We start from the raw sequence: 11,639 nt of genomic DNA, 5'->3' as shown, positions 1-11,639 counted from the left end.
GGCAAGTCGGTCAGCGGAGGGTGGAGAACGGGGTACCGCGCTCGGCGGCGTCCCGGCGGGCGGCGTCGTAGCGGGCCTGCCAGCGCGGGGAGCCGGGGGTCCACAGGACCACCTGCCAGTGCAGCTCCTCCGGCTCCCGGTCCGCGGCCAGGCCCTGCAGCCGCTTGGGCTGCCACCACCAGTCGGCCCACACCACCAGCTGCTGGCTCAGGGTGAGCGCCGAGGGCAGGGGCCGGCCCCAGACGAAGTAGACGCCGATCGGCGGACCGAAGTAGAGCAGCGAGGTCCACAACGACAGGCTGAGGAAGGGCAGGAACGTCGACACCGAGAAGAGCGCCACGAGCCAGAGCAGTCCGAAGCCGAAGGCCGCGCCCAGGGCGGGCAGCAGCAGGCCGGGCAGCGGGATGTTGCCCCAGTTCCAGATGCGCTTGGGCCGGTTGACCAGGTCGGTGTGGTCGTATGCGACCAGCGGCTCCGGAGCGTCCTGACTCATGACCGCGTGCTCCCCCTCTTCCTACGTCGGCTGGCGGTGGCTCAGTTGCCCTTGCCGCCGCCGATCTGGCCGCCGAGGTCGATGAGCAGGCCGGCGAGGCCGGTGGCGCCACCGATGATCAGCGCGGCGAGCGCGATCAGGCCGAAGCCCTGGAACGCCTCGCGCATGCCGTCACCGCGCTTCATCGACAGGAGCATGCGGATGCCGAGGATGAGCAGGGCGATGACGGCGACCATCGTCCCCGCGTCGCGGAGGATCGTCTCGATCCGTCCGAACATGTCGTCCAGGCTGCCGTTGGCTGCAAGGTACACGGTGTTTCCTCTCGGGTGCTGACGTTGTGGTTCAGGGCGGAGCGGGGCGGATGGCGTCAGTGCGCGGTGTGCCGCTTGCCCTTGGACGACTGGACGGTGGTGCCCGAGTCGCTCGGGGATGGTGAGCCGGAGGCCGACGGTGTGCTGTCGGCGGAGCCGGAGGGGTCGGAGGAGGCGGAGGAGCCGGGCGATGCGGACGGGTCCGCGGAGTCGCTCTGGTCGCCGTCGGCCCGGCCGCCCTGCGGGTCGAGCACGCCACCGCGTATGTCCTTGATGAACCAGCCCTGGGCGGTGTTCACCATGGTCATCCGATAGGCGCGGCGCACCGTCTCCCCCTGCGGATCGCCCCAGTCGACGACCACGCGCAGCTGGACGGCCTGTCCAGTCGGGTAGGTGTAGGGGGAGGTGCCCTGCACATTCCCCGGGACGAGCGCGACGACCTCGGTGACCTGGGGCTTTGACAGCCGGCCGGCCAGCCCTGAGGTCGCCTGGAGCGTCGCGTCGGGTGTGGTGAAGCGCGCCATGGCTGTGGCGTCCGAGGCGCCCCAGGCCGTGAAGTAGCCGGGTAGCACCTGTCCCTTGAGCTGCTCGGCCAGCTTGTCGTCCACGACCTCGTGGTTCCGGTTGACCGCCGGTACGTCGGCGCGGGCGGGCAGCGGCATCTGGCCCACGTCACCGGCGACGCGCATGCCCTCGCCGGACTTCAGATCCTTGACGTAGACCGGGACGGTCAGCTCGCTCAGCGTGCCGTCGGCGGTGCGGACCTGCACCCCGAGGTAACGGCCGTGGTCGCCGTACTCGGTCAGGTCTTCCACGGAGCCGTCCCAGACGGCGGAGAGAGCCCGGCTGGTGCCCTGGCCGTTCCACCCGCACTCGGGATCGGCCCCGGCGGAGGCGTACTGGGCGAGCTTGGCGCGCCGCTCGGAGTCCTTGTCCGGGGAGTACGTCAGGCAGAGCAACGCGTACTGCTCGGCGAAGCTCGCCGCCTGCTGCACCGGGAAGTCGGTGAGCCGGTACCGGGCGGCGTCGGACGCGTCCAGGGCGGCGCTGCTCGTCCGGGAGGACACGCCGACCATCAGACCCATGACGCCGCACGAGCCCAGGGCCAGCACACAGGTGGTGATGAGCAGCGTGGCGCGCAGGGCGACATGCGTACGGCGTCCCCCGGATCCACCGGAGGGGATACGGCCGCCAGGCTTGGGGACGTCGAAGGTACGGGCGGGGGAGGGAGCCTTGGCTTCGGAGGCGGAGGCGGAGGCGGAGGCGGAGACTGGCGCGGCTGCCGCGGCGGGTGCGCTGACCGAGGGCTTGGTCATGGACGGGCTCGCGGACGCGTCCGCGGCGGCGGCCGGTACCGGGGCGACGGGAGTCGTCGGTGATGGTGCCGGAGCTGCTGCGGTCACCGGTGCCGGTGCTGGTGCCAAGGTGGTGGCCGCCGGCTTCGAAGAGCCCTTCTTGCGCTCCTGCTTCTCCGCCTTCTTCTGCTCGTACGCGGTCTTGCGCGCCGCCCGCTCCCGCTCCCGCTTCTCCTTCTTCGACTCGGTCCGCGGAGCGGTCTCCCGCGGCGGCAGGGCGGGTACGGCGGCCTGACCGGCCCGGGGCTGGCTGCGGACCCAGGCGGCGGCGACCTGTGCCCGGGCCGCGTCCGAGGGCAGGGGCTGGGGCTGCTGAGGCTGCTGCCCCTGTGCCGGCCAGCCCTGCTGCGGGGCCTGCGCCTGCTGGGGAGCCTGCGCCTGCTGCGCGGATTGCGGAGGACCGAAGGGCCCGGGCTGCCCGGAAGGCTGGCCTGCGCCGACCGCGCCAGCAGAGCTGTTCTGGTCTGTCATCGAGTCGGTTACTCCAGCGAGTCGGTTACCCGTCCGCCTGGGCGGGCGCGACCGCGCCGCACGACGGGCCCTGGCCCGGCCAGGTGCGCTGGCAGTGTGGCAAAGACCCGTCCTTCGAGCTGCGGCCGATTCCCGTCGGGAGCAGGGGAATTCCCGGCGGACGGTGTTTCGGGAAAGCGGCCGGGAAAGGCACCGGGGACTCGCCGGGAAGGCGGGTGGCCGTCCGGGCGGGCGCTCGGCCCACAATGCGCGGGGCAGGTCCGGACGGCGTGCCCACCCGCAGGATCTGAGGACCCATGGCCCCGGCGAAGGACGAGAGTTGAGCGACCAGAACGGGCATCCGCAGCCCCCCGACCCGCGTGCCTGGGCCGTACCCCCGCAAGTGCAGACGCCGCAACAGCCGCCGGCGGTCCCTCACCTGTCCGCTCCCGCGCAAGTACTGCAGGTGAGCCGGGCGTGGATCGACGGCTATGAGCCCGGCGACCCGTGGCAGGCCCGCCTGTGCCTGGAGACTCCCTACGGCATCGCCGCCTATCCCCTGACCCCGAACACGATTCCCGACCTGCTGGAGCCGATGGTTCTGGTGGCCCAGGAGCAGCAGGGCCTGCCCGTGGGGCTGGACACCGAACCGGAGCCGGAGGAGACGCGGGCCGAGGAACAGGACGGGGACGAGGACAGCGTGGCCGCTCGCCTCCAGAGCGGCCGTGCAGCCCGGCTGACCGGGTGGGCGGTCGTCCACGACCTGTGGGAACGCGAGGATCCGACGGCCCGGATTGTGATGGGCGCGATCGTGGTGGCGCTGCTGTTGCTCGGTATCTTCCTGACGTGATCGTCCGCTCGACCGATTGGGAGAAGCCACATGCTGACGGAGACGACGGGACGCACTCCGCAGGACCTCGCCACCGAGTTGGCCACGCTGCGGGAGGTCGACTGGGCTTCCGTGTGGGCGGGTCCGCCGCAGAGCGGGAGCGAGCTACGGGAGTGGTGCGGACGGTACGGCTGGGAGCCGCTGACGTTCGACCGGCAGCTGCGGGTCCGTACGACGTCCGGGGGCGAGCTGTCCTTCGGTAACACCACCACGTACGGAAGCCCTCTGGTCAGGGCGAGCTTGCTGGCTTGCTGGCGTGTGACCGCGTCCGGCCCGCAGGACAACGGTGCGGTTCTGGCCGCCGCTTCCGAGGCGTGGCCGGTTCACCTCCAGGCGGCGGTGTCGGCCATGGGGGCACCGGTGTGGCACGGACAGTGGGACGCTGAGGACTTCCCGGAGCCGTCGGACCCGGCCTTCTGGGAGGCCCGGGAGTCCCGTCTGGCGAATCGCAGTCCGTTCCGGATGGCGTATTGGGCTCCGGTGGGTGAGGCTCCGGGACAGGCGGTCTACGTACTGGACCAGTCGGTGTCGTTCCCCACCTGGACCGAGGATCTGCCCGGGGGTTCGATGATCAGCCTTGCCGTGTATCCGCCTGAGGGGTCACGGAGGAACCTGTGAGCCTAGACGCGCCGCCGACCCCGAAAGAGATAGAGGACGCGCTGGCCCTGGAGGAGGCGCATGCGCGGACACAACCGCGTAGTCCAGACGAAGCGCGTTCCGTGGTCGCCCGGATGTACGGGGACTGGCGTGCCGCACACGAACAGGGGCGCGCGGCCCCGGACTTGATGGCGTTCGTCCGGGACGTCGCGCAGAACGGCGCCGTCACGCATCCGGAACGTGGTGAGACGCGGGCGTTCTGGTCCTGGCGGTCGCAGCCGGAGGGCGCGCCCCGGGAGATCGGACATCGCTACCTCGCTCAGGCCTGCGGCAGGACGCGAGGCATGCAGGTGCTGGAGGACAGCCCGGCAGGGGCCCAGCTCGACTCGTACCACCTGTTCAACGACGAGGTGAGGCTCGTCCTCGCCAAGGACTACCAGGTGGATCCCGCCCAGCTGCAGGAGACGGCGGATCAGGTGTGGAAGACCGTCTCCGGGCGCTATGCGGAGGCGGCGACGGGGCCGGTGGTGGCCTTCGCGGCAGACGTCGGCAAGGACTCGGTGCTGGGGGCCGATGAACTGCCCCGGTTGCTTGCCCACGAACAGGTCGGCAAGGAGCACATCGAGTGGCCGATCGAGATGCCTCGCCACGAGCAGCTTCCGCCGGACATCGATGAACTGATCGGCGACAAGACGCTGCGATCGCAATGGCGGATGGAGGACATCAACCCGGCGATCACCTCGCCCAAGGACTTCGCGCGCAAGCTGAGCGGCATGGATGTTCCAGAGCGGCTGAAGCAGCAGCATGAGGCGGCCCTGGGGCGGCTTGGATCGGCCGACACCTACGAGGAGTTGAACGCGCCGGCGCAGCAGCGGGGACCGGCGGTGAACGAGTTCCTGCCCGGTGTGAAGGTTCGCCCCATCGCCCTGCCTGCCGCCCCCCGCGGCCCCACCGCCGGTCACGGCGTCCTCAACCCGGCCGCGGCGCTCACCCTGCCGCCCCCGATGCCGGAGCAGCAGCCCGCAGGAATGGAGCGATGACCGCAGCCGCCGCCGAACAGGCCGAAGAAGAGCCGCAGTTCTACTTCCCGGACGTCTACGCGTTCGTCTCCGACTATCTCGCCCAGATGATCCGCCGCCGCGTCAACGGCTCCTCGACCACCTGGTGCCCCACCTGGTGGGAGCACCCCGAGGCCGGCGCCCGCCTCTCCGCGCTCTGGCTCGCCTGGGAGCATCTGCGCCAGGACCCGGCGCTCGGCATGTCCACGTGGTGGCTGCACCACGCGGACCCGCATCTGCGGATCCTGATGGACCCCGACAACGGCCCGTTCGCGGCGTGTTCACCGAAGGACGGGCACACGGCGTACCCGTTCGACCCGCTGCCGGTGGAACCGCGGCCCGCCTGAACACGCGAACTCCCCCCGTTTCCCGGATCCCTGTCACCTTTTCCCGGCGCTTTCCCGCCGGGAAATCCCCGCGCCCCACCTGCCCCGCCTCCCCCTACCGTGTCCCGGTCACCCGTCGACCGCCGGACCGGCTCAGCACAAGGGGAGGCGCGGGAGCGTGGAGTCGCCTGCAGAGAACAAGCGCACGGCGCTGTTGGCACTCGGTGTGCTCGGAGTTCTGCTCGTAGCCGTTCTGACGGTCTTCACCGTCTTCAGCGGGAACGACGGCGGCAGCGGCACGGAGGGCCGAGGCAGGGCCGTCCCGGCAGCCTCCGCCGACGCCGGCGGTTCGAACGGAGGCTCCTCCTCGCAGCAGCCGGCCGCCGCCGCGACCCCTATCGTCCCGCTCCCCGAAGTGGCGAAGGCCCACCAGGTCATGGCGTCCTACATGGCCGGTTTGAACACCTACGACCACACCAGTGGAGCGTCCGCCTGGAGCAAGCCCCTCCTCGGCCTCACCACCGGTGACACGCAGATGCAACAGAACACCACCCTGCCCAAGGGCAAGGCATGGGCCGACTGTCTGGCGCAGCGATGCTCGTCCAAGGGCACGGCCGCCGTCGTGCGGGACACGGTGATCGCCGACGACGTGGTGCGCAACAGCGGCCGTTCCATCTCCAGCCTTGTGCGGGTCACCGCCGCCTACACCGCGAACGGCAAGACCTCCACCCAGTCCAACGACTGGCTGGTCACCGTCAAGGACGACAGCGGCGACTGGGTCGTCTCCGGCTTCAACGTCTTCGGTCTCGGTGACGTCGGGGCCTCCGACCAGTCGGGGGAGTGAGCCGGGCATGGTGGCACCCGCCGTACTGGCGGCGGCGCAGAAGGCCGCGAAGGTCGCCCGGCAAGCCCAGCGGGCCCGGCAGGCGGCATCCGGCGGCAAAGGCGGCGGCAAGGGCAACGGCAAGGATTCGAAGAAGCTGTTGCTGCTCATCGGCGGCGGCGGTGGTCTGTTCGTCATAGGCGGCATCCTCCTGGCGATGATGATGCTTCTGGCCCTGCTCACCGGCGGCATGGGAGCGGCGGCCGCCGCCTGCGGCGACTACAAGGACAACGCCAACGCCGGCAACACCGGTGACGCGGCCGCCACCAACCCGATCATGCCGGCCGGCAAGATGTACATGCCGAGCGAGACGGCCCGTAACGAGATACCCCCGAAGATGATCCTGGCGGCCATGCGCGCCGCCGCCCGCTACGACGGCCTCGACTGGACGCTCATCGCCGGTCAGATGTACCAGGAGACCAAGTACGGCCAGGACCCCTCGGCGGCACCGGGCGGCGCCAACTCGGCCGGCTACATGGGCATCCTCCAGTTCGGTGATCCCGCCTGGAGCGAGTACGGCGCCGACGGCAACGGCGACGGCAAGAAGGACCTGTACAACGTCGACGACGCCGCCTGGGGCACCGCCAACTACCTGCACGCCCTGCACGCCGAGACCGAGCCGTGGAAGGCGCTCCTCGGCTACTCGGGCTCGACCGCCTCCAACACCATCTACCCGCGGGTCGTCCTCACCGAGGCCGCCCGCTATCGCGGCGTGCTCACCGGCGACCAGGACCTCATCAAACGCTGGTACGCGCACCTGAAGGACACCATCGACAAGAACCCGTCCTTCCCCACTCTCGGCCAGCAGTCGGACATCCCCGAGCCGGTCGGCAACGACGCCCAGCCGGGCACGGCGCTGAACATCAAGGCCTCCGCCCCGCGTTCCTGGTCCACCCCGGCCCTGCCCGGCGGCGGCGACACGACCCAGTCCGCCCTGGCCCCGGCCGCGTACACCATGCCCCTCGCCCAGCCGGTCACCGGCGGCAAGGACTGGGAGTGGCCGATGAAGCAGGGCACGTACACGCTCGGCACCCCGTACCACCAGAACGGCAGCATGTGGAGCCTCGGCTACCACACCGGCCAGGACCTGGTGGCGTCCCCCGGCACGCCGATCTACGCCCCGGCCGACGGCAAGGTCGTGCACGCCGGCCCCGGCGGCGCCTACGGCAACATGACCGAGCTGGAGCACGCCGACGGTGTCATCACGCTCTACGCCCACCAGACCACGATCAAGGTGTCCATGGGCCAGAGCGTCAAGCGCGGCGACCTGATCGGCACGGTCGGCGCCACCGGCAATGTCACCGGTCCCCATCTGCACTGGGAGGTCCGCGTCCCCGGGGTCGACAACCCGTTCGTCGCGGGCCAGGACCAAGGGCCGGGCATGGTCGACCCGGTGGAGTGGATGAAGGGCCGGGTCACCGCCAACCCGGACTACGGCACGGTCCCCGGTTCCGATTCCGGTTCCGGCGACCAGGGGCGTGATGGCCAGTACGCCAACTGCGCCGAGAACGGCGGCGGCGCGAACGTCCCCCCCGACGGCGCCGGCGCCTCCGGTGTCATCCCGGACTCCGACGACCCGGTCGTCCGGGCCGTCCTCGGCTGGGCCCAGCGCGGCATCGGCGTGCCGTACGTGTACGGCGCCCCGCGTCTGCAGGGCCAGAACCCGACCAGCTTCGACTGCTCCAGCTTCACCGAGTGGGCGTACTACATGGCGAGCGGCGGGAAGATCGACATCGGTTCGACCACCTACGACCAGCAGCCGTACCTCAGCAAGTACGAGGTGCCGCTGGCGCAGGCCCAGCCCGGTGACGTGATCTTCTTCCGGCCCGAGGGCGACGGCCGCTCGGGACATGTCGGCCTGGTCTGGGACCCCAAGGGCCACAAGATCCTCCACGCTCCGCGGCCGGGCAAGACGGTCGAGTTCAGCACCTGGGACGTCCAGGACAAGATCACCGGCGTGTACCGGGTGCCGATCCCGAAGGGCACCGACCCGGTGGAGAGCAACGGCAACGGAAACCAAAAGGGAGCGTAGGCGTCCCGGCCGGCGGGGACCTCTCCGTCTTCGCCCCGCAGAAAGGATCCCGCGGGTGACCGCAGAACAGCAGAAGAAGCCGCGCTCCGGCGACGACTGGACGACGGAGATCGTCGTCCTGATCGCGCTCGTGCTGCTGGGCGTCGGCGGCGCCTGGCTGGCCGCCAAGGTGGGGGCCGGGTTCACGGACGCGCCCGAGCCGCCGTCCAACCCGCTGTCCTTCCTCGTCGCCATGGTCAAGGGCGACTACAGCTGGCCGGGTTCGGCCGCCAGCGCGGTCGCCGCCGGGGAGGCCCTCCTGCTCGGCGTCCTCGGCCTGGCCGGGTACCGGGTCCGCCAGCGCGGGCGGAACAAGCCCGATGTCGACGGCGCCGCCCAGCATCTCGCCAAGGGCGAGGAGCTGGGCAAGCTCACGCTGAAGGGCGCGGCGGCGACGGCCGAGCGGCTCGGTGTGCAGGGGAAGGTCCCGGGCGTGTTCATCGGCCGTTCCGTCAAGGGCCGCCAGCCGCTGTTCGGTTCGTACGAGGACATGCACGTCGACATCTGGGGGCCGCGCACCGGCAAGACCACCCGGCGGGCGATCCCGGCGATCCTGGACGGACCGGGTGCTGTCCTTGTCACCTCTAACAAACGGGACATCGTGGACGCCACCCGCGGCCCGCGTGCCGCCCGCGGCCCGGTCTGGGTCTTCGACCCGCAGCAGGTCGCGGCGGAGGCGCCGAGCTGGTGGTGGAACCCGCTGTCGTACGTCACCGACGTCGCCAAGGCCCGCAAGATGGCCGACCACTTCGCGTCCGGCTCCCGGGACGCGAACGCCTCCACCGACGCCTTCTTCGACCCGGCCGGCCAGGACCTGCTGGCCAACCTGCTGCTCGCCGCCGCCTGCGCGAAGGCGCCCATCACCCAGATCTACACCTGGCTGTCCAACCCCAAGGACGACACCCCGGAGCGGATCCTGCGCGGTGCCGGGCACGTCATGGCCGCCGACGGGCTGAACGGCGTCATCACCGCACCGGACAAGCAGCGCAGCGGCATCTACGGCGTGGCCCAGCAGATGGCGTCCTGCCTGATCAACCCCGAGGTCAACCGCTGGGTGACACCGCCCGGCGACCCGCGTGCGCCCGAGTTCGACCCGCATGCCTTCGTGCGCACCGGCGGCACGCTGTACTCCCTGTCCCGCGAGGGGCGCGACAGCGCGGGCCCGCTGGTGACCGCGCTCACGGTGGCGGTGGTGGAGGCCGCCGAGGAGTACGCCACCACCCAGCGCGGCGGCCGTCTCCCGCTGCCCCTGATCGGTGTCCTGGACGAGGCCGCCAACGTCTGCCGCTGGCGTGCCCTGCCCGATCTGTACTCGCACTACGGCTCGCGCGGCATCATCCTGATGACGATCCTGCAGTCCTGGGCGCAGGGCGTCGAGGTGTGGGGCGACCGCGGCATGGAGAAGCTGTGGTCCGCGGCGAACGTCCGCGTCTACGGCGGCGGTGTCTCCGACACCCGGTTCCTGGGCGACCTGAGCGAGCTGGCGGGCGAGTTCGAGCTGCGTGAGTACCAGACCAGCCGCGAGGCGGAGGCGGGCGGCTGGTCCGGCGCCCGTACGGTCAGCGAGTCCGTGCGCCGCGAGCGCGTCCTGCAGGTCTCCGACCTCGGGGCCATGCCGCCCGGCCGCGCCCTGGTCCTCGCCTCCGGCACCAAGCCGGTGCTGGTCGAGACGATCCCGTGGTGGGAGGGCCCCTACGCGTCCGAGGTCCAGACGTCCCTGCGCAAGTACGACCCGGGGGCGCGGTGACGGGGGCGGCTCGGTGCTCGCCCGCGTCGGGTGGCTGAGAACGTTCGGTCGTGCGTACGAGTTCGGAAGCGTGCCGGTGAAGGGTCCGTAAAGGGCGTTTGAAGGTGAATTCGCGTGGTGTTTCGGTACCTTCACCGGCTGCGCGGACGGTGATGTTGCCATCTCGTTAAGTAGTTCCGCTTGACGCCGGGTGCGGCACCCGCGTTGTCTTTTCAGACACCTGGGGCGTATAGCAGCCCTACGTCCGGAACGCACCTGAAGTGAGCCCTCGAATGCGTCGTATCGCCATATCCGTGGCAGCATCCACGATGACCCTCTCGCTCGCCGGCTGCGGCGTGCTGGGCGCGACGGGGAGTGGGGCGGACGCGAGCCCGAGCAAGGGCGACGACCTCACCGTGGGGCTGCTGCTGCCGGAGAAGGCGAACACGCGGTACGACAGGTTCGACTACCCGATCATCCGGGACAAGGTCGCCGCGCTCACGGGCAAGAAGGGGAAGGTCGAGTACGCCAACGCGAACGCCAGCGCCTCCCAGCAGGCCTCGCAGCTGCAGCAGATGATCGAGGAGAAGGTCGACATCATCCTGCTCGACGCCGTCGACTCGCACTCCGTCGCCGCCGAGGTGCAGAAGGCCAAGGATGCGGGCATTCCGGTCATCGCCTACGACCGCCTCGCCGAGGGCCCGATCGACGCCTACGTCTCCTTCGACAACGAGCTGGTCGGCGAGGTGCAGGGCCGCACCCTGCTGGAGGCCCTCGGGTCCGGCACCGACACCTCCGACAAGATCGTCATGGTGAACGGCTCGCCCACCGACCCCAACGCCAAGCAGTTCAAGGAGGGCGCGCTCTCCGAGCTGAACGGCAAGGTGACGATCGCGGAGTCGTACGACACCACGGACTGGAAGCCGGAACTCGCCGACACCGAGATGACCAAGGCCATCAGCGAGATCGGCAAGAGCAACATCGCCGGTGTCTACGCCGCCAACGACGGCATGGCGGGCGGCGTGATCAAGGCCCTGAAGGCGGCGGGCGTCACCAGCCTGCCCCCGATCACCGGCCAGGACGCGGAACTGGACGCGGTCCAGCGGATCGTCGCCGGTGAGCAGTACATGAGCGTCTACAAGGCCTACCCGGACGAGGCCGAGGCCGCCGCGCAGATGGCCGTCGCCAAGGTCCAGGGCAAGGACATCCAGTTCGACGCGCTCACCCAGGACAAGGTCGACAGCCCCACCACCAAGTCCATCCCGGCCAAGCTGATCCAGCCGATCGCCCTGACCAAGAGCAACATCAGGTCCACGGTCGTCGCGGACGGCATCTACACCGTGGGTGACATCTGCACCGCCAAGTACAAGGCGGCCTGCGCGGCGATCGGCCTCAAGTAGACGCCTCGGCTCCTGCGCCGCGGGCCTGCCCGCATCGCGTCACCCCCGTGGACGCGATGCGGCGGCCCGCTCCGGGTGTC

At 70.6% G+C, this 11,639-nt stretch carries 11 protein-coding genes; 8 read left to right on the top strand and 3 right to left on the bottom strand.

All coding sequences use genetic code 11. The annotated features are described in order from the left end of the window. Window positions 1-10: 10 nt before the first annotated feature. From AB0L75_RS05105 to AB0L75_RS05095, 3 genes are read right to left on the bottom strand one after another with little or no spacing between them, the layout of a single operon-like run. Window positions 11-493 carry a hypothetical protein gene (locus AB0L75_RS05105; protein WP_365175458.1) on the bottom strand — a complete coding sequence of 161 codons (483 nt, stop codon included), beginning with the start codon at window positions 491-493 and terminating at the stop codon, window positions 11-13. Between the two features lie 41 nt (window positions 494-534). After that, the gene (locus tag AB0L75_RS05100; protein WP_365175456.1) at window positions 535-804 is read right to left on the bottom strand and encodes a hypothetical protein; all 270 of its coding nucleotides are present in this window, start codon (window positions 802-804) and stop codon (window positions 535-537) included. Between the two features lie 56 nt (window positions 805-860). Further along, window positions 861-2,630 (bottom strand): conjugal transfer protein, encoded by a 1,770-nt coding sequence (locus AB0L75_RS05095; RefSeq protein WP_365175454.1) that lies wholly within the window; start codon window positions 2,628-2,630, stop codon window positions 861-863. A 319-nt stretch (window positions 2,631-2,949) separates the two neighbouring features. Here AB0L75_RS05095 and AB0L75_RS05090 point away from each other — a divergent pair, with 319 nt between their 5' ends. The 8 genes from AB0L75_RS05090 to AB0L75_RS05055 all read left to right on the top strand — a co-directional run bounded on the left by AB0L75_RS05090 (window position 2,950) and on the right by AB0L75_RS05055 (window position 11,559). Continuing rightward, window positions 2,950-3,459, top strand: a complete 510-nt coding sequence (locus AB0L75_RS05090) for a hypothetical protein (RefSeq protein ID WP_365175452.1) — start codon at window positions 2,950-2,952, stop codon at window positions 3,457-3,459. A gap of 30 nt (window positions 3,460-3,489) precedes the next feature. Beyond that, entirely contained in the window at window positions 3,490-4,116 is a 627-nt protein-coding gene (locus tag AB0L75_RS05085) for a hypothetical protein (protein ID WP_365175450.1), read from the top strand. A gap of 323 nt (window positions 4,117-4,439) precedes the next feature. Then, entirely contained in the window at window positions 4,440-5,135 is a 696-nt protein-coding gene (locus AB0L75_RS05080) for a hypothetical protein (RefSeq protein ID WP_365175448.1), read from the top strand. Further along, a complete protein-coding gene (locus AB0L75_RS05075) occupies window positions 5,132-5,500 on the top strand; it encodes a DUF4913 domain-containing protein (protein ID WP_365175446.1) in 369 nt (122 codons plus the stop codon). The genes AB0L75_RS05080 and AB0L75_RS05075 overlap by 4 nt, the downstream gene beginning before the upstream one ends. 157 nt (window positions 5,501-5,657) lie before the next feature. Continuing rightward, window positions 5,658-6,323: a hypothetical protein gene (locus AB0L75_RS05070; protein ID WP_365175444.1), complete on the top strand. Its 666-nt coding sequence runs from the start codon at window positions 5,658-5,660 to the stop codon at window positions 6,321-6,323. 7 nt (window positions 6,324-6,330) lie between these two features. Continuing rightward, window positions 6,331-8,394 (top strand): peptidoglycan DD-metalloendopeptidase family protein, encoded by a 2,064-nt coding sequence (locus tag AB0L75_RS05065; protein WP_365175442.1) that lies wholly within the window; start codon window positions 6,331-6,333, stop codon window positions 8,392-8,394. A gap of 55 nt (window positions 8,395-8,449) precedes the next feature. After that, the gene (locus AB0L75_RS05060) at window positions 8,450-10,180 is read left to right on the top strand and encodes a TraM recognition domain-containing protein (RefSeq protein ID WP_365175440.1); all 1,731 of its coding nucleotides are present in this window, start codon (window positions 8,450-8,452) and stop codon (window positions 10,178-10,180) included. A gap of 272 nt (window positions 10,181-10,452) precedes the next feature. Beyond that, window positions 10,453-11,559 (top strand): substrate-binding domain-containing protein, encoded by a 1,107-nt coding sequence (locus tag AB0L75_RS05055; RefSeq protein WP_365175438.1) that lies wholly within the window; start codon window positions 10,453-10,455, stop codon window positions 11,557-11,559. The last annotated feature ends 80 nt before the right edge of the window (window positions 11,560-11,639 follow it).

The organism is Streptomyces sp. NPDC052101 (genome assembly GCF_040680235.1).
Taxonomy (GTDB): Bacteria; Actinomycetota; Actinomycetes; order Streptomycetales; family Streptomycetaceae; genus Streptomyces.
This window is presented reverse-complemented; position numbering and strand designations above follow the sequence as displayed.